General features: G+C 58.8%; 18 protein-coding genes. 12 read left to right on the plus strand and 6 right to left on the minus strand.

Features of this window, described 5'->3' with window-relative positions:
- Positions 1-29: 29 nt before the first annotated feature.
- The 4 genes from ACR0IP_RS14100 to ACR0IP_RS14115 are packed head-to-tail and all read right to left on the minus strand — an operon-like array spanning position 30 to position 3,404.
- The gene (locus ACR0IP_RS14100) at positions 30-1,139 is read right to left on the minus strand and encodes an aromatic ring-hydroxylating oxygenase subunit alpha (RefSeq protein ID WP_170641211.1); all 1,110 of its coding nucleotides are present in this window, start codon (positions 1,137-1,139) and stop codon (positions 30-32) included.
- A gap of 24 nt (positions 1,140-1,163) precedes the next feature.
- Positions 1,164-1,838, minus strand: a complete 675-nt coding sequence (locus tag ACR0IP_RS14105; protein ID WP_480526231.1) for a DUF1028 domain-containing protein — start codon at positions 1,836-1,838, stop codon at positions 1,164-1,166.
- Positions 1,839-1,842: 4 nt separating this feature from the next.
- On the minus strand, positions 1,843-2,259 hold the full coding sequence (locus ACR0IP_RS14110) for a RidA family protein (protein ID WP_170473868.1): 417 nt from the start codon (positions 2,257-2,259) through the stop codon (positions 1,843-1,845).
- A 2-nt stretch (positions 2,260-2,261) separates the two neighbouring features.
- The gene (locus tag ACR0IP_RS14115) at positions 2,262-3,404 is read right to left on the minus strand and encodes an aromatic ring-hydroxylating oxygenase subunit alpha (RefSeq protein ID WP_480526233.1); all 1,143 of its coding nucleotides are present in this window, start codon (positions 3,402-3,404) and stop codon (positions 2,262-2,264) included.
- Positions 3,405-3,604: 200 nt separating this feature from the next.
- Here ACR0IP_RS14115 and ACR0IP_RS14120 point away from each other — a divergent pair, with 200 nt between their 5' ends.
- Positions 3,605-4,852 (plus strand): flavin-containing monooxygenase, encoded by a 1,248-nt coding sequence (locus ACR0IP_RS14120; protein ID WP_480526235.1) that lies wholly within the window; start codon positions 3,605-3,607, stop codon positions 4,850-4,852.
- Positions 4,853-5,061: 209 nt separating this feature from the next.
- Here ACR0IP_RS14120 and ACR0IP_RS14125 read toward each other — a convergent pair whose 3' ends face one another.
- Together ACR0IP_RS14125 and ACR0IP_RS14130 are read right to left on the minus strand one after the other, a co-directional pair.
- Positions 5,062-5,934, minus strand: coding sequence for an amidohydrolase family protein (locus tag ACR0IP_RS14125; RefSeq protein WP_480526237.1), 873 nt, complete (start codon positions 5,932-5,934; stop codon positions 5,062-5,064).
- Positions 5,931-6,944: a nuclear transport factor 2 family protein gene (locus tag ACR0IP_RS14130; RefSeq protein ID WP_480526239.1), complete on the minus strand. Its 1,014-nt coding sequence runs from the start codon at positions 6,942-6,944 to the stop codon at positions 5,931-5,933. The genes ACR0IP_RS14125 and ACR0IP_RS14130 overlap by 4 nt, the downstream gene beginning before the upstream one ends.
- A gap of 152 nt (positions 6,945-7,096) precedes the next feature.
- Between ACR0IP_RS14130 and ACR0IP_RS14135 the strand changes: the two genes are divergently transcribed.
- The 11 genes from ACR0IP_RS14135 to ACR0IP_RS14185 all read left to right on the plus strand — a co-directional run bounded on the left by ACR0IP_RS14135 (position 7,097) and on the right by ACR0IP_RS14185 (position 18,144).
- On the plus strand, positions 7,097-8,143 hold the full coding sequence (locus tag ACR0IP_RS14135) for an ABC transporter ATP-binding protein (protein ID WP_480526241.1): 1,047 nt from the start codon (positions 7,097-7,099) through the stop codon (positions 8,141-8,143).
- A 75-nt stretch (positions 8,144-8,218) separates the two neighbouring features.
- The gene (locus tag ACR0IP_RS14140) at positions 8,219-9,430 is read left to right on the plus strand and encodes an extracellular solute-binding protein (RefSeq protein ID WP_170380323.1); all 1,212 of its coding nucleotides are present in this window, start codon (positions 8,219-8,221) and stop codon (positions 9,428-9,430) included.
- 67 nt (positions 9,431-9,497) lie between these two features.
- The gene (locus ACR0IP_RS14145; protein ID WP_170380322.1) at positions 9,498-10,520 is read left to right on the plus strand and encodes a carbohydrate ABC transporter permease; all 1,023 of its coding nucleotides are present in this window, start codon (positions 9,498-9,500) and stop codon (positions 10,518-10,520) included.
- 1 nt (position 10,521) lies between these two features.
- The gene (locus ACR0IP_RS14150; protein WP_170380321.1) at positions 10,522-11,676 is read left to right on the plus strand and encodes a carbohydrate ABC transporter permease; all 1,155 of its coding nucleotides are present in this window, start codon (positions 10,522-10,524) and stop codon (positions 11,674-11,676) included.
- Between the two features lie 4 nt (positions 11,677-11,680).
- Positions 11,681-12,211, plus strand: coding sequence for an ester cyclase (locus tag ACR0IP_RS14155; RefSeq protein WP_170692619.1), 531 nt, complete (start codon positions 11,681-11,683; stop codon positions 12,209-12,211).
- A gap of 11 nt (positions 12,212-12,222) precedes the next feature.
- Positions 12,223-13,554, plus strand: a complete 1,332-nt coding sequence (gene hisD / locus ACR0IP_RS14160; protein WP_170380319.1) for a histidinol dehydrogenase — start codon at positions 12,223-12,225, stop codon at positions 13,552-13,554.
- The gene (locus ACR0IP_RS14165) at positions 13,551-14,603 is read left to right on the plus strand and encodes an ester cyclase (RefSeq protein ID WP_170692616.1); all 1,053 of its coding nucleotides are present in this window, start codon (positions 13,551-13,553) and stop codon (positions 14,601-14,603) included. The genes hisD and ACR0IP_RS14165 overlap by 4 nt, the downstream gene beginning before the upstream one ends.
- Complete coding sequence (locus tag ACR0IP_RS14170; RefSeq protein WP_170661410.1) at positions 14,603-15,367, plus strand: SDR family oxidoreductase; 765 nt, start codon at positions 14,603-14,605, stop codon at positions 15,365-15,367. The genes ACR0IP_RS14165 and ACR0IP_RS14170 overlap by 1 nt, the downstream gene beginning before the upstream one ends.
- The gene (locus tag ACR0IP_RS14175) at positions 15,367-16,122 is read left to right on the plus strand and encodes a hypothetical protein (protein WP_480526244.1); all 756 of its coding nucleotides are present in this window, start codon (positions 15,367-15,369) and stop codon (positions 16,120-16,122) included. Before ACR0IP_RS14170 ends, ACR0IP_RS14175 begins: the two co-directional genes overlap by 1 nt.
- A complete protein-coding gene (locus tag ACR0IP_RS14180) occupies positions 16,115-17,158 on the plus strand; it encodes a LacI family DNA-binding transcriptional regulator (RefSeq protein WP_425084655.1) in 1,044 nt (347 codons plus the stop codon). The genes ACR0IP_RS14175 and ACR0IP_RS14180 overlap by 8 nt, the downstream gene beginning before the upstream one ends.
- Positions 17,155-18,144 (plus strand): nuclear transport factor 2 family protein, encoded by a 990-nt coding sequence (locus ACR0IP_RS14185; RefSeq protein WP_170380316.1) that lies wholly within the window; start codon positions 17,155-17,157, stop codon positions 18,142-18,144. The genes ACR0IP_RS14180 and ACR0IP_RS14185 overlap by 4 nt, the downstream gene beginning before the upstream one ends.
- Positions 18,145-18,281 lie beyond the last annotated feature (137 nt).

Here is an 18,281-nt window from a genome sequence, read left to right on the forward strand (position 1 = left end):
TGTCAGAGGTCTTAGCGGCTCGCATAGTCTCAGGCCAGATCAGGGGCACTATCCTGTTGGGCCAGCCATGTTTGGAAATCGCGGATCGTGCCTTCATAGTCATCCCCTGCCAGCGGCCCTTCGATCGCGTGGGCAGAATGCAGCGCGACCTGCATGCGCTCAAGCTTTTCGCGATCCTCGCGGTTGACCTCTTCCCAGAGCGCGATTCGCCCCTGGATCGTGTCGTGATCGAGGTTATCGCGATAGACGGACATCGTCCATTTGACGCGGATCAGGTTCGCGTTGATCGGGAAAATAGACAACGATACGAGCAGGCTGGCGGCTTGGCTGGCCACCTGCGTGGGAAACTTCGCAAAGAGGGACGACCGTTTTCGTTCTGCCTCGCTCAGGCCCGCTGCGCCGTCTCCGCGCGGCGTGATATTATCAGGGTAATTGGCAGCGTAGGAGGTGTAGCCATCCCCGCTGACCAGCTTGCGAGACAGCCCCGACGGGGTGTAGCCGTGAAGGGTTTGCGGATGGACCACACTCAGGTGGTAGCCTTCCATGAAGTTCTCGACCAGGCATTTCCAGTTGGTCTGCCAGTTCTCTTCAGCCACATGCACAAGGCGGAAATCCTCAGTCTCATAGGGTGCCAGCATGGCATCAAGCTCGGGGTGCTCAAACGGCGGGGCGTCCGGCGTCAGGTTCACGTAGATGAACCCGTTCCAAAGCTGCACCTGGTGTTCCGGCAGCCGGCAGGATTTGGGATCAAAGCCCGCATTCTCCATTCGTGGGGCACGCAGCAATGCACCGTCGCGCCCGTAGGCCCATGCGTGATATGAGCATACAAACCGCTTTGTATTACCGCTTCCTTCGGCCAGCGGCATGCCGCGATGCCGACACACATTTGCCAGCGCGCGGATTTCACCTTCATCGCCACGCACGACAAGCAAGGGTTCATTCAGAAGCTGGACAGTGAAGAAATCACCGGGTTCCGGAATTTCGTCGACCCGACCCAAGCAATGCCACCCGCTGCGCAGCACAGTCTGCGCCTCGTGGTCGAATTGCTCTTGTGAGGTGTAGAATGCACCGGGCATACCCATCGGGCGATCCGCGGGCAAGGCGGCCAAGTCTTGAAGTTTCGTTCGCAAATGGGTCATCCCGGCCTCCCTTGTTGTTATGTCTTACGCGTCCCCCGGCACGCCATAGGAGGGCGCGGCGGAGGGATCGAGTGCGCGGCGCACGTAATCGTCCAGTTGTGGTTTGTAGACGTTCCAGGCGGTTGCAACCGCTTCAATGGGGCAATCCTCGGTCCAGTCGCACCGCAGGTCGGCCACGGGCCAGCTGACTTTGTCGACCAGCATCAGACCCGCGGAATGCACAGGCCCGGCCTCGCCCCCGGCAGCAAGCCCAGCGCGCATTGCAGCAACCAGCCTATCACCCAAGTGACCCGTCGCGTCCTCAAAAGCGGACACAATGGCGGCGGGCACACCATCATGGGCCAGAAGATTGCCCCCCGATGCAACATCCCTGCCCTGCGCCTCGTTCCAGTTGCCCAGCACGTTTTGGCCTGAGTGGATGGCTGTGGTTCCGTTTCCGTCAATTGCCAGAAGCTGCCTGTACGCGATATGCGCGGCCTCACCAGTGATTTGGCTCACCGCCACCTCAGCCGAGGCGCCCTGTTCCATCAGATCGAGCGTCTTTGGACCAAGGCTCGGATCGGTGACATTCTGGCTTGCCACCGCACCAACGCCTGCACGGGCATAGGCGCAACGGGCTGCTACCGCCGGAGAAGAAGACGAGATCGCCATGCCAAACATGCCGGTCTGTGCGCAGCGGGCCACAAGAGAGAAAGTCACGGGGCTAGTCCGGGATCACGGCGGTGGCGTCAATCTCCACCAGCCATTCGGGCCGTGCCAGAGCCTGCACCACAAGCCCGGTCGAAACAGGATGCACGCCTTTGATGTATTCGCCCATGGTCCGATACACAGCCTCACGGTGGCGGACATCGGTGATATAGACGACCACCTTGACGAGATGCTCCATTTCGCCGCCTGCTTCTTCGATCAATTGCTTGATGTTCTGCATCACCTTGTGGGTCTGCTCTGCCGGGTCGTGGCTGTCGATGTTCTTGGCATCATCCAGGTTCTGCGGGCACTGCCCGCGCATCCAGACAGTACTCCCGCCGCGTGTGACAACGGCTTGGCACAAGTCATTGTCGAGCGACTGTTCAGGGTAGGTATCGCCGGTATTGAAAGGGCGGATGCGGGTGTGAGCCATATTTAGGACGCGCCTCCTGCGTCGATCTTTGCCATCAGATACTGCGCAAAGTCATAGTTCGGGCGTTCCAGATGGCTGAGATGCCCTGGCGTTGCTGCGTCTGAACATAGGCCCCGAAACACTTTTTCGGTACAGCCACGATCTTCGACATTCACGTCATCCAGGAGCGCCTTGAGCGCAGTGAAATTGTCTTGTGCATCCGGGTCGTCCGCAAAGTCATTCGACATGCCACCGCCAAAGCGGATATGCACCTGACCCGGCCCTTTGGGATGCAAGGACAGATACCAGAAATACCCTGGCGTCAGCGTGATCATCAGGCTTGGATAAAGCGCCAGAAGAAAGGTCGTGCGGCGTTCATCGCCTCTTAGCCGATCATTGCTGGGATGAGCCATGGCGATGCGCAGGGATTCATCCTTCAGAATCGTGTGGTAGTTGAAGGCCGCGCTGCCGGGTGGGCAAATCATGTCCTCCAGCCGCGACAATCCACCAATCGTGCCCGCGTGACACACCGGCAAATGGTAGCTTTCCATGAAATTCTCGGCCAACACCTTCCAGTTGGTATCCCAGACGTGTTCTTCGTAGAACGCCTCGGAATAGTTGGCCATGTCGTAGCCTTCGATCATGGTCGCGACTTCAGACAGTTGCTCGGCCACGGTGGCTGCATTTGGATCAAGGCAGACAAAGACCCAGCCTAGCCATTCTTCGCAGCGGACCTGAGGCAACGCGTAGTTTTCTTTACAAAACGCCTCGTTCTGCTTCATCGCGGGCGCTCCGCGTAGCTTGCCGTCGAGGTTGTAGGTCCAGGCGTGATAGGGGCAGACGATTGTCTTGGCATTCCCGCGCCCATGCAAAAGTGTCGACATGCGGTGCAGGCACACATTGCTCATCGCGCGCAGCTCGCCGTCTCTGTCACGCAACACAACGATTGGCTGCCCGGCCAGTTCGCAAGCGACATAGTCCCCGACAGACGACAAGGCGTCGGCCCGGCCCACACAGTACCAGTCTTTGCGGAAGATGTGCTCAAGCTCTGCATCGACAAAGCTCTGCTCGGTATAGACCTCGGTCGGCATGGCCCGCGCACGTTCAAATGGGACCGAGGTATTCGCGCGCAGTGCTGCGATAGGATCAACGTGGTCTTTGGGCATGAACGAACCTCTTTGCCTGAGTCGCGGGCGGCCACCGCATTCACATACTGAGACGGCTTTTGCCGGAAACAAACCAAAAGTCTATCTTACCGGTGATTAGGTAAAATCTAATCGACATAAGATGATACAAAATTAGGGTTGCACAAGCAAAAGAAGCAGCCGGGCCAACAGATACCCAGCTCGGCAAAAAAGGTGACGCGATGGAAAACTTCGACACGGTGGTGATTGGCGCAGGTCAGGCGGGCATTGCCACAAGCGAGCATCTCCGTGCCCAAGGCATTGAACACGTCCTTTTAGAGCGGGGCCGCATTGCCGAACGTTGGCGATCCGAACGGTGGGATTCACTCGTTGCAAATGGTCCGGCATGGCATGATCGCTTCCCGGGCTTGGAGTTTTCCGGCGACCGCGACGCGTTTCCGCGCAAGGAATGCGTGGCCCAGTATTTTGAAGACTATGCCAAAATGATCGACGCGCCCGTGCGCACAGGCGTTACGGTGACGCGTGCGCGCCCGCATGAAAACCGCGCCGGCTTTTTAGTCGAAACCTCGCAAGGTCCCATAGAAGCGCGCCACCTCGTCTGTGCCACGGGGCCGTTTCAGAAACCGGCGATTCCGCCAATCATCCCCGAAACCTCTGACGTTCTGCAGATGCACTCCACCGCCTATCGCAATCCCGAGGCTTTGCCTGAGGGCGCCGTTCTGGTCATCGGCGGAGGTTCCTCCGGATCGCAGATCGCGGCCGAGTTGCACGATGCTGGGCGCGAAGTCTTCTTCTCCATTGGCCCCCATGACCGACCTCCGCGTCGCTATCGTGGGAGAGACAATGTCTGGTGGCTGGGCGTTCTCGGCATTTGGAATTTGGATACACCGGCGCCCGGCACCGAGCATGTCACGATCGCTGTCAGTGGCGCGCATGGCGGCAAAACCGTAGATTTCAGGAAGCTTGCCGAGCGCGGTATCACTTTGCTGGGGATATCGTCGGGATATGAAAACGGCGTTCTCCATATCGCCGATGATCTCAAAGCCAATCTCGATGCGGGCGACGCAAACATGTTGTCCCTGCTCGAAGCCGCCGATGCCTATGTTGCGCGCACCGGCATGGACCTACCAGAAGAGCCCGAGGCCTGGGTCGTAGGGGACGATCCCGCCTGTGTGTCAGACCCAATTCGCGAGCTGGACCTTGAGCGCAACAATATCCGCACCGTGATTTGGGCAACAGGGTTCCAGTTTGACTATGACTGGCTGGAGGCAGACACGCTGGACGACCGGGGCAGACCGATCCATCAGCGTGGAGTCTCTCCGGTGCCCGGACTTTACTTCGTCGGGCTGCCGTGGCAATCGCGCCGTGGGTCCTCGTTTATCTGGGGCGTTTGGCACGATGCAAAGTTCATCGCGGACCAGATTTCAATTCAGGAAAACTATCTGGCCTATGCACCAAACTCTCCTTGAGAGGTGTCGATCCACCAAAGAGATCTATGCCGTTCGCATGAGCGGCCTGATCTGCCTGGCTCGGTTTTAATTTGAAGTCGAAAGTCTGGCTGTGATTGCCTGACATGTTGAAACCGAATGAATCCGGGCGTGCGCATATCTAAACGTATCGCCCCACGCGGTACCCTCAATTGCAACGGGCCGATCAACTTCGAGTACAGTTTCCAACCTCATTCAAAACGGTAGAACCTCTTTGCAGTATCTTGGAACACGCTGTTCTGATGCGCGTCAGGGATCAGTTCTTGAAGGCGCGAAACCAGCTCAAGGTAAGTAGAAGAAAGACTGTCGACCGGAAAGTTCGATCCGAACATGCAACGATCTGCGCCGAATTGCGACAAGCAGGTTGAAACGATTGGCGCGACGTTTTGGGCGCTCCAATTGTGATCAAACATGCCAAGCCCAGATAGTTTGCAATGGACCTGCGGCAGTTTAGACAGGGAACTAAGCGCCTCTTCCCAATGACTTAATCCCTCGGCACTGCGGTCATGTGGTGAGCCTGCGTGGCAAAGAGCAACAGGCGTGCGTGGTGCCTGAGAAAGCACTTCGGCAGTTTGCTCCATCAGTTCGGGAAGCAATTGTAGGTCAAAGGAAAGGCCCCGCTCGCCCACGGCAATTAAGCCGGTCCGGAAATCCGGGTTTTCAAGCAATTTGATTGTGCCGGTCTTGGCATCTTCGCCGGGCGCGCGCCCAACGATCTGACGAACACCCCGAACCGAGGGTAGCGATTGAAAGCGGTCCAGCTGGTACTCTAGATCGTTGGCCGTCAGATCGCAAAATACGACCTGAACCAGCGGCCAGTCAGGATATCGATCGGCCACGGATTGCACCCACTGCGCCTCGGCCCAGGGATCGGCGGCGCCGACCTGGATATGGACCGAAGCCGAGAAGCCCTGTGCCGACGCATCCGCGCGATACTCTGGCAACAAGTAGTCACGCTGGATCGGCGTGGGGTCGCCAAAAAACCGAACGGCGCCCTTTTCCATCAACCAAGGATACTCCACGGCGTTCAGATCCCACAGATGGTGATGTGCGTCTATCTTCATGGTGTTTCGATCCCAGCAGTGCGACCCAATACGTCGACGCCCTGTTGTTTCCAGAAATGCAGCAGGTCTATGAAAATCCAGTTTTCGGCCAGTTTGTCCTCGGCACGGCGATAAATGTCGATCACCCTGAACTCACCCGGTTTGCCAGTGGCCGGCATACCCATGAACCCTCCTGAGGGCGTTGCGGTGAAGTTAGGCCAGCCAAAGAAGCCGCCATAATGCGCTTCGGCTAGACGGCAGATATGCTTGGTCTTTGACCGGTCTTTGAAACCCGCACGGAACGGTCCCGAATGTTGCTTGGCATAGCGTTCGATCGTGTAGGTCGCACCTATCCCCTCGGGCCCCCACCAGATCATGTCTTGATGCCAGGTTCTGGCCAACTCTTCCTCAAGCGGTAACCCGCCTTGCCACTGGCCAAGGTCCGAGATCATCGCATTGATCAATGCCAGTGTTTTCTCACCCTCTGCAACCGGCTGTTCCGTGAGCAGCAGGCCGTCATGTGGCATTGGGCCGGGTTGCACCAGATGCGCCGCTGTTTGCGGAGGAAACGGGTTCTGCCCGGCCTGCACCATCAGGTGTGGTATGTCGAAATACATCGCCGTTTCCGTGATCTTGCCGTCGGCGACCTTGTAGAAGGCGCAATAGCGCAGAAACGCAAGCTTTCCGGTCGGGCGAATGCCCAACCAGGGATGGTCGAACAGGCCCATCAAATGCCCCATAGTGACGACCCACACATCTGATTCATCACGCAGCGAATTCTGCCCGGCGAACATGATATCCACCCGATTTTGCAATCGTGTCAGACTGGATTTCAGGGGCATCCAGAATTGCTGGCCCACCTGTTCTGCATCATTGATCAAGTTGAACGGGTGAAAACCGCGCCACAGTGAATCAGGCGTACAGAAACGACTCATGACGCTAGGAACGTCTTGGGGCGTCGCTGAATCCAATGCGGAATGAAAGTCAGAGATAACTTTTTTCTCTTTCTGGAAGGTCACGGTATTTTCCATTTGTGTCAGGGTGTTGCGCGTTTTGTGTCGCTAGAATGAATCGGGTATTCTCCACATTCTTGCATACGTATGCAAAAAAGTCTTGCCTGATTTGATATATGCGAATTACAGTTTTGCAAACGTATGCAAAACGAATCCTAGTTGGGGGCACCATGGCGGAAATTCAACTGCGTAACGTCGGCAAACGATGGGGTTCGTTTGTTGGGGTCCACAATTTTGACCTAACCATTGCAGATCGCGAGTTTCTGGTGCTGCTGGGACCATCGGGTTGCGGCAAAACCACCACGATGCGGATGATCGCCGGGCTTGAGGACGTGACTGAGGGCGATATCCTGATCGACGGCAAGGTCGTCAACGATCTGGAGCCCAAGGACCGCGATGTAGCGATGGTGTTCCAAAGCTATGCGCTCTACCCCAACATGAACGTCTATGAGAACATCCGCTTCCCGCTAAAGGTGCGCGGTATCGACCCGGCGACCCATGACGACAAGGTTCGTCGCGCCAGCGCGATGGTCGAGCTGGACGAATTCCTACATCGCAAACCCGCCGAACTGTCGGGCGGTCAGCGGCAGCGCGTGGCCCTGGCCCGCGCCATCGTACGTGAACCGAACGTGTTCCTGATGGACGAGCCTCTGTCGAACCTGGATGCCAAGCTGCGGGTTTCGACTCGGGCGCAAATCAAGAACCTCAGCCATGAGCTGGCGGTGACCACGATCTATGTGACCCACGACCAGATCGAGGCGATGACACTGGCTGACCGCGTTGTGGTGATGAAACAGGGCGTGGTGCAGCAGGTCGGTAGCCCGACCGAAATCTATGACCGACCAGCGAATACCTTTGTGGCCAGCTTTATCGGCTCACCCGCCATGAACCTGATGGAGGGTGAGGTCGCGGGCGGCGTGTTCCGTGCGGAACATGTCGAAATCCCGGTCAACGCACCCGATGGCGCCATGACACTGGGTTTCCGGGCCGAGGATGCCAGCCTTGCCGAAGGCGCGGGCCAGATCACCGCACCGATCTACACGCTGGAGCTTCTGGGCGACGCGACCATGATCTCGGTCCGGGTCGGTGGGGCTTTGGTGTCGGTCAAGGCCGACAAATCTTTCCGCGCCGAGATCGGGGATGATGTCTCATTCTCGGTGCCAACAGAAATCTGTCACCTCTTCGAAGCTGGAAGCGGTGCGCGGATCGGGGAGTAACCCCGCCAACGGCCCTTCGGGGCATAACAGCGGTCCGGGCGTCGACGACGGACCCATCCTGACAGGGAGAAACGCATGAAACTCAAGACGATCCTAATGGCAGGCGCCATGGCCATCGCGGCAAGCGGTGCATCGGCAGCCTGTTCCTATGAAAACGAAGTGCCGCTGAAATCGCTGTCGGCGGGGTTCGAAGCCTGGAAAGCAGTGACGGACGCAATGGCCGAATGCGGCAATTTCAGCGCCTCGCTGGATCAGGAATTCCGCGAGAAGCAGCCCGAAGCTTTTGCGGCCGACCCCTCGCTTTATCAGATTGGCGGCGTAGCGAATGAAACCATGATCCCGCTTCTGAACGCGGGCACAATCCGTCCGCTGGATGATCTGGTTGCAAAATACGGGCAAGACCTGCTGCCCAACCAGCTGATCAAGGTAGATGGCAAGGTGATGGCGATCGCCATGATGGTGAACGCGCAGCACCTGATGTATCGCAATGATGTTCTGGCCGAACTGGGCATTGAAGAGCCCAAGACCTATGACGACGTTCTGGCCGCCGCCGCCAAGATCAAAGAGGCCGGCGTGATGGAATACCCAATCGGCGGCACCTTCAAAACCGGTTGGAACCTGGCTCAGGAATTCGTCAACATGTATATGGGCGAAGGCGGCACGTTCATCGGCGAGGGCAACATGCCCGCGATCAACAACGAAAAAGGCGTCAAGGCGCTCGAGACGATGAAGGCCATGACCGAGTTCATGGATCCCGAATACCTCGTGTCCGATTCCACCTATGTGCAGCAGCAGTTCCAACAGGGCAAGATCGCCATGGCGAACCTGTGGGCCAGCCGCGCCGCTGCCATGAATGACGAGGCAGAAAGCCAGGTAGTCGGCAAGGTCACCATGGCCTCAGCTCCGATGGGATCCGAGCGTCCCTCGACCACGATCTGGTGGGACGGCATCGTTCTGGCCTCGAACATGAGCGATGAGGAGGCCGACGCCGCCTTCCGTCTGGTCATGGAAGGGATCGACGGTGACATGGTCAGTGCCAACAATGACACCGCCGTCTGGCTGAACGCGGCCTACCAGCCAGGTGAACTGGCTGCAGGCGCTGCCGCCTCGGCGGAAAACGGTGCGGGGGCCTACCCGGCCAGCGCCGCCATGGGTGTTCTGCACAGCGCCCTGGGTAACGGTCTGGCCGACTACCTGACCGGCGCCAAGGACGCACAGACTGCGCTGGCCGATATCGAGGCGGACTACATCACCGCCGCGAAAGAAGCTGGTTTGATCAGCAACTGATCCTCCCCGGGGAGGGCCCCGTGCCCTCCCTATTTCCCCACCCGAGAACCATGAGAAAGGCAGAGCCATGAATTTCAGGACATTTGCCGCCTTTGTTGGCCCCTCTGTCTTTATGATGCTTCTCTTTATCGCTTTCCCGTTGGTCAGCGTGTTCAAGCAGAGCTTTTACATCACCCAACCCGTCTATGAGATGGTCGAAGTCGAAACCTGCACCCCTGGCTTCCTGACCCAGACCTGTGTGACCGAGCAGAAATCGCAGCCCAAGCTGGACGAACATGGCGAGGTGATCACACAGACCGAATATGTCGGCCTGCAAAGCTATCGCAATGTGCTGGAACCCGAGCGGGCCTGGCGCGCGATCACCGAGGGCAACTGGTCGGTCTTGTCCACCATAAATTTCTGGAAGGCGCTGCGATTCACGCTGACTTTCACGCTAATCACGCTGCCTCTGGTTATCGGGTTCGGGTTGGGCATCGCGGTTCTGATCAACAACGCCGCGGGGTCGATCCGCGGGCCGGTCATCTTCATCTCGCTGCTGCCTTTCATCATCACGCCGGTGATCGGCGCGCTGTCGATCAACTGGCTGTTTCGTGGTGACGGCATCCTGACGGCGCTTCTGGAATGGTGGTTGAACCGAGACATCGCCCTGTTCGCGCAGGCCTGGACAATTGAAATATTGATGATGTTCTATCGCGTCTGGCACGTGGCCCCGTTTGCGGCCGTTGTGTTCTATGCCGGGCTGCAGACCGTCAATCAGGACAGTCTCGAAAGCGCCGTGATCGATGGTGCGACGCGTTGGCAGCGGATGAAATACATCGTCATTCCGCATCTGATGCCGCTGATCATCTTCGTGTCGATGATTCACCTGATGGACGCCTACAGGGTGTTCGAAGAGATCGTCGGTTTCTCCAGCCAGGCTTATGTCATCTCGCTGCAATGGCTGACCTTCGACTTCCTCGTGCCGGATCAGGCGGGCAACCGGTCGATCAGTCGGGCCTCGGCCAGCGCGATGCTGACCATGATCGGGATCGTCATTCTGCTGATCCTGCCGCTGCGCCGCACCTGGCGCGACCATAAAGGAGGCCACTGATATGTCCTCGCGCGCGCTTCGCCAACCTCTCAGCCTGCGGCTGACCTCGAACATCTTCCTGGCGTTCTGGTGCCTTGTCGCCGCCTTCCCGATCGTCTGGATCGCGATCATGAGCGTCAAATCCCCCGTTGACGCCTATGATAGCAACGCGCTGAACGTGATCTTTGGCCCGGCGACGCTGGCCACAGGGAACGGACTTTCGGTTCTAGATATCATTCTAGGGATCGCAGTGATCTGGGGTGCGGCCATGGTCGTGACAAAGGTGCTGCCCACGAAGATCAGGGAATACACCGCGCCGGGTCAGGCGTGGTTCGGTTGGGTGGTCGGAGTGCTTGTTGCCCTGATCGCCTTCCTGCTGGTGTTCTTTGTGGTCTTGCCTGCGGTTCTGAACGTGTTGAACCCGCTGTTCGGCCCTCTGGGTCGCGATGTGCTGGGCGTGACGACCGAGCATTACAAAACCGTCTGGGTCGACCGGGGCTTTTCCAACAACTTCAAAAACTCGCTGATCGTGACCGCCGGGGTTGTGACTGTATCGCTTACCGTAGGCACGCTGGCGGGTTATGGGCTGGCGCGGTCGGGCTCGACACTGGCCTTCTGGATTTTGCTGATCGCGCTAATCTTCCGCGCGCTGCCGCATTCGGTTCTGGTGGCAGGCTATCTGCCGGTCTTCATCAACTCAGCCGAATGGCTGGCGCCCATTCTGGGTGAGAATGCACCGACGCTATATGGCAAGCCTTTCGCTGTGATCGCGGTGTTGGTGGCGATCAACCAGCCGTTCACGATCTGGATGCTGCGCTCGTTCTTCCAGAACATCCCGGCCGAACTGGACGAGGCCGCGCGGGTTGATGGCTGCAACCACTTTCAGGCGTTCCGTCGCGTGATCATGCCAGTGATGTGGCCGGGGGTGATCACGACCGGGCTGTTCAGCTTCTTGCTGGCCTATAACGACTTTCTGGTGACCTCGCTGCTACTCGATGCGCAGAACCAGACGATGGTCCCCGCCATTGCGGGCATGTTCAACCGCGAGACGACGACAACCGATCAGGTGGTCGCGGTAGCCGCTGCGGTGTCGATCATCGCCCCGCTGTTCTTCCTTGTGATGATCTTCCAACGCCAAATCGTAAGCGGACTGACCGCTGGCGCAGTAAAAGGATAAAGAAATGAAGGGTTCCCGCCCGGAACAAGCCGTTCTGACCCGTGATACGGATCTGAGCAAAACCGAAGACACGCGCCGCGTGATCGAAACCATGGTGGACGGTCTGAACGACCACCGTATTGACGATATCGGCGAGTTCTTCTCAAAGGGGTTCCGCTGGATGGGCAATCAGGGCTGTGGCACCAAGACCGGCCTGAAGGAGTTTCAAGACAACTGGCAGCGCCCCTTCCAGGCCGCGTTTTCGGACAAAACCTGCATCGATGAGGCACGCCTCTATATGGGCGAATGGGCCGCCGCCTTTGGCCGACAAGAAGCCACCCATTCCGGCGAGTTTCTGGGCATCGCCCCCACCGGAAAGCGGGTTGAAATCCGTTACATGGATTTCTGGAAAGTTGTCGACGGCAAGATCGTCGATAACTGGGTGAATGTGGATTTCGCCCATGTGGCCGCGCAGCTGGGGGTCGATCTGTTTAACGGTGAGGGCTGGGAAGCCTATGACCGGGGTGACAAAACCGCGCCCCGCCCCGACAAGTAAGGAACAGGATTATGGCAATCGAGTATCTGAAACGCGGCAAATCCGACGCTGACCGGGCCGAAGATGACGCAAAGACCCGAGCCGTGGTCGAGGCCACGCTGAAAGACATCGAAACCCGCGGTGATGCCGCCGTGCGCGAGCTGAGCGAGAAGTTCGACAACTATTCCCCCGCCTCGTTCCGCTTGTCGCAGGAGCAGATCGACGATCTGATCGGCCAACTCACCGAGCGCGAGCTGGACGATATCAAATTCGCCCAGGAACAGGTGCGCAACTTTGCACAGGCGCAGCGGGACTCGATGCTGGATATAGAGGTTGAAACCCTGCCCGGCGTCATTTTAGGCCACAAAAATATCCCCGTGCAATCGGTGGGCTGTTACGTGCCCGGCGGCAAGTTCCCGATGGTGGCCTCGGCCCATATGTCGGTGGCGACGGCCAGCGTGGCGGGCGTGCCGCGCATTATCGCCTGCACACCTCCGTTTCAGGGCAAGCCGAACCCGGCGGTGATCGCAGCCATGCATCTGGGCGGCGCGCATGAGATCTATGTGATGGGCGGCATTCAGGCCATCGGCGCGATGGCGCTGGGAACCGAAACCATTGATCCCGTCCACATGCTGGTTGGCCCCGGCAACGCCTTTGTGGCCGAAGCCAAGCGCCAGCTGTTTGGCCGCGTGGGCATCGACCTGTTCGCCGGTCCGACCGAGACCATGGTGATCGCCGACGAGACCGCAGCAGACGCGGAACTCTGCGCAACCGACCTGTTGGGTCAGGCCGAGCATGGCTATAACAGCCCCTGCGTGTTGCTGACCAATTCGCGCAAACTGGCCGAGGATACTCTGGCCGAGGTCGACCGCCTGCTGGGCATCCTGCCCACCGCCGACACTGCGAAAGTGTCCTGGGCCGAGTATGGCGAGGTGATTGTCTGCGACACCTATGACGAAATGCTGAAAGTCGCCGACGACATCGCTTCCGAGCATGTGCAGGTGATGACCGATCGCGATGACTGGTTCCTTGAGAACATGACCTGCTACGGTGCGCTGTTCCTTGGCCCGCGCACCAATGTGTCGAATGGCGACAAGGTGATTGGCACCAACCACACGCTGCCGACCAAAAAGGCTGGGCGCTACACCGGCGGGCTATGGGTAGGGAAATACCTGAAAACCCACAGCTATCAGAAGGTTCTGACCGATGAAGCGGCGACGCTGATCGGCGAATATGGCTCGCGCCTGTGTATGCTGGAAGGCTTCGTGGGCCATGCCGAGCAATGCAACGTCCGCGTCCGCCGCTATGGCGGGATCAACGTCCCCTATGGCGAGGCAGCCCCCTATCGGGACGCCGCGGAATGAGTGACATCCATACGCAGCACAAAGCGCTGATCGCGCAAATCAGGGCGGCTATGTATGACTTCACAGAAACGGGTGTGCGGCAGGCGCTGGCAAATGTCAGCGCTCCGGATGCCCTGTTTCGGTTGTGCCACCCGTTCGGCGACAGCAACGGTAGTGATGCGTTTTATGACACCGCTTACAAAGGTTTGCTGAACGCGTGGCCTGATCTGGAACGGCGCGACTACATCGTCACAGCCGGGCCGGATGAACACGGCGCGGATTGGGTCGGTTGCGGCGGCTACTATACCGGTACCTTCACCGGACCGTGGCTGGATATCCCGCCGACCGGCCATCAGGTGACGATGCGGTTCCATGAATTCTATCGCTTCAGCGACGGCAAGATCGTCGAGATGCAGGCGCTGTGGGACATCCCCGAAGTGATGATGCAGGCCAACGCCTGGCCCATGGCCCCAAGTCTGGGGCTCGAATGGCATGTGCCGGGTCCCGCCACGCAGGATGGTCTGGTGCCGGGGCCATATGATGCCGCCAAAGGCCAGCAGACATGCCAGCACATCATCGACATGCTGGATCACCTCAAGAAACACCCTTCGGAAGGCGGGCCAGAGGTGATGGAGATGGAGAAGTTCTGGCACCCCCGCATGAACTGGTACGGTCCGGCGGGGATCGGCACCGGGCGCGGCTATGCTGGGTTTCGTAACTGGCACCAGATTCCGTTCCTGAACGGGATGCCGGATCGCGGGCAGTATGTGGATGACATCACCTATCACTTCTTCGGCGATGGCGAATATGCCGCCGTCACCGGCTGGCCGAACATGATCCAGACGGTAACCCATGACGGCTGGATGGGGATTGCGCCCTCGGGCCAGCGGATCACCATGCGCAGCCTTGATTTCTGGCGGCTCGAGAATGGCCTGATCCGCGAAAACTGGGTTCTGGTCGATCTTCTGGACGCTTATCGCCAACTTGGCGTTGACGTGTTCGCCCGTCTGCGGGAATTCAACAAGGCCCGGAATATGGGCCGAATTGAAATACCGGATGGAATGAGCTGATGACTGATCTGCCCCGCACCCCCTCTTTTTCGCTGAGCGGTAAAACCGCGCTGGTTACCGGTGCCTCCTCGGGTATCGGTCAGGGCTGTGCCGTCGCGCTTGCCGAAGCCGGGGCGCATGTGGTTTGTGCGGCGCGCGGGGCAGATCGACTGGCTGAGACTGTCGCCGCGCTGCAGGCGCAGGGCTGGTCGGCCGAGGCTGTGGTGGTGGATCAGGGTGACTTGCAGGCGCTGAAACAACTGTTCGAAGTCCGCCCTTTTGATGTGGTGGTCAATTCCGCCGGAACCGCCCGCCATAGCCCGGCAATCGACACCACGCCCGAGGATTTCGACGCGGTGACAGATATCAACCTGCGCTCGGCCTATTTTCTGTCATCCTACGCGGCCAAGGCGCTGCTTGAGGCCGGGCGGCCAGGATCGATCATCCATATCTCAAGCCAAATGGGCCACGTGGGCGGTGTGGACCGGGCGCTGTATTGTGCCACCAAACACGGGCTTGAGGGCATGGTCAAAGCCATGGCGATCGAATGGGGCAAACAGCGCATCCGCATCAACACGGTCTGCCCGACTTTCATCCGCACACCGCTGACACAATCCACCTTCGACAACCCAGAACGCGCCGCGTGGATCATGGACAAGATCAAGCTGGACCGCGTGGGCGAAGTCGAAGACATCATGGGCGCGGTCACCTATCTGGCCTCAGACGCCTCAGCGCTGGTGACGGGCACTTCGATGCTGATTGACGGCGGGTGGACGGCGGACTGATGCGCTATGACGACAAGGATATCAGCATTCAACGCAGACTACGGGATGCGATCCTTGATGCTATCGTGGAAGAAGGCAAAACGATGATCTATCGACCCTCAGCCGGGATGGAGAATGAGGAACCGCATCACTTATGGGGGCGTTTTGGCCCGATCTTGGACGAATACGGATTGAAACAGATCGACAAAGACTCTGTTCGGGAAGATGCGCAGCAACTGATCGGTAAACTGAACGAACCCGATGCCGATACGGTGCATCAGCTATTTGTTCAGTTTCTGGGCGAGCGCCCCGGAAGCCAACTGCCGGACACCCGGGGTGACTTCCAAATACCGGATAGTCTGCGCGGGGTAATGGATGCCTGTTGCGATTTGACCTTTGCGGTTCCGACGATCTCGCGCGGTTTTCGTTGGACCGAGCGGGTTGCCCCCGTCATGCGTGACGCAAAACGTTGGGACCATGAAGGTGTGTCCAAGCAGGACGAAAGCCAGGCTATGGTTTCCGAATTTCGTGAGCAACGTGAACAGCGCGGTCGTGCGTTTGTAAAAACAGCTCCGATGCATGCCATAGACGGTCTTCGGGACATAGCAAAAACCGAAGGTTCAATGGCGGCATTGCAATCCCTGAATCAATACCACGATGGCAATGCATGGCTGAGCATTCACGACCCGACCGTACCGCGCGGTATGCCGACGATGGGTCTAGATGCTGGGATGAAACTGCTGGCTGCACTGTTCAGAGAGAAACCTGATGGCTGAAAAGGTCACATCCCTGCAGGTTGCGCAACTGGCCGGTGTCAGCCAGTCGGCGGTTAGCCGAGTGTTCACGCCCGGTGCCTCGGTCAGCAAAAAGACCGAAGACAAAGTGCGCAAGGCGGCCGCCGAACTGGGGTACAGGCCCAATGTTCTGGCCCGCGCGATGGTGTCGGGCAAAAGCCGGATCATCGGTCTGGTGGTGGGGTATCTCGAGAATTACTTCTACCCCGAGGCGTTGGAAAAGCTCTCCAACGCGCTGCAGGAACAGGGCTATCACGTGCTGATTTTCATGGCCTCACGCTCAGCCGGGAATATTGACGACGTGATGGACGAGATTCTGGATTATCAGGTTGACGGGGTTATACTGGCCTCGGTTCCGATGTCCTCGGATATTGCCACGCGCTGCCAGCAGGCCGGTGTTCCGGTTGTATTGTTCAACCGTACGCAAGATCTGGACGGGATCACAACGGTGGCCTCGGACAACTATGCGGGCGGGCGCAAAGTGGCCGAGTTTCTGCTGGCCGGAGGGCATAAGCGTATCGCCTATATCGCGGGTTGGCAGGGCGCCTCGACCCAGCGCGACCGCGAGGCCGGGTTCCGTGCGGCATTGGCAGAAGGCGGGCAGGATGTGTTCGCCCATGATGTCGGAGATTTCCACACCGAAAACGCCCGGGCCGCCGCCCGCCGGATGTTTGATGTGGCACCCGGCAAACGGCCCGACGCGGTATTTGTGGCCAATGATCACATGGCTTTGGCCGTGATGGACGTGATCCGCTTCGAATTGGGTCTGCGTGTGCCCGAGGATGTTTCGGTCATCGGCTATGACGACGTGCCGCCCGCCGGGTGGCCTGCCTACAACCTGACGACAATCCGCCAGCGCGCAAATCTGATGGTGGCTGAAACCGTCACCGCATTGCTTGACCATATCGACACCCCGGCCACGGCCGAACCGCGTAAAGTGGCCATTGACGGGCCGCTGATCGTGCGGACCTCGGCGCGTTTGCCGAAGGGGTGGAAACCACAAAGGACTGAGACATGAAGGGCTTTGATCCGAAATTCCGGGACTTCCCGGATTACATCATCGGGATCACCAAAGAGATCTGGGAAGATCGTGGCATCGCCACGCTGCATGACTATTACAGCAAGGATATCGTCGTGCGCTCGCCCGGGTCGGTGGTGCTGGGCAACCAGAACGTCATCGGCGCGACCATGGCGACGCTGGCCGAGTTTCCCGACCGTCAATTGCTTGGCGAGGATGTTATCTGGTCCGGTACGCCGGAAGAGGGGATGCTGAGTTCGCACCGGATCATCTCGACCGCAACACATTTGGCCGAGGGAGTTTATGGAAAAGCGACCGGAACCAAATTGCGCTATCGGATTCTCGCCGACTGCCACGCCATCGACAATCAGATCAACGACGAATGGCTGATCCGCGATCAGGGGGCGATCGTGCGTCAGATGGGTTGGGACCCCAAGGAATACGCCGCCGATTTAATTGCGCGCGAAGGTGGACCTGAGAACTGCGTCAAACCGCTGACACCCAAGATCGACCAGCCCGGCCCCTACAAGGGCACCGGCAACGACAATGAATGGGGGCAGCGTTACGCCGATATCCTGACCCGGATCATGAATGCCGATATGGGCGCAATCGAAACCGAATATGATCGCGCTGTTCAGTCCGAATATGTAGGCGGGATCACCGGTCACGGCTGGGACTCGGTGGATCGGTTCTGGATGGGCTTGCGCGCCAGCTTTCCGAACGCCGAGTTCAAGATCGAACACCAGATTGGCCGCGACGACCCGAACATGCCCCCTCGCGCCGCGATCCGCTGGAGCCTATGGGGCAAGCATGATGGCTGGGGTGTCTTTGGCGCGCCAACCGGTGCGCAGGTCTATGTTCTGGGCATCAGCCACGGCGAGTTCGGCGAGTTGATCAGCGGCCAGCCGCAGCTGCGCCGGGAATATACCCTGTTCGACGAGACCTCGGTCTGGAAACAGATCCTGCTACAAGACCAGGAGGGCTGAGTGGCTGCGATGGGCCTCTCCCTGAACGCCAGTCAGGCGGCGCGGCGCTTTCACACGCATCGCGCCTCGCTGCGCGCTCGGCGTTTGAATAATCGACCTCCCGGGGGACGGGATTGATCCCATCACCCCCATTTTCA

It is taken from the genome of Ruegeria sp. AL11 (assembly GCF_056540865.1).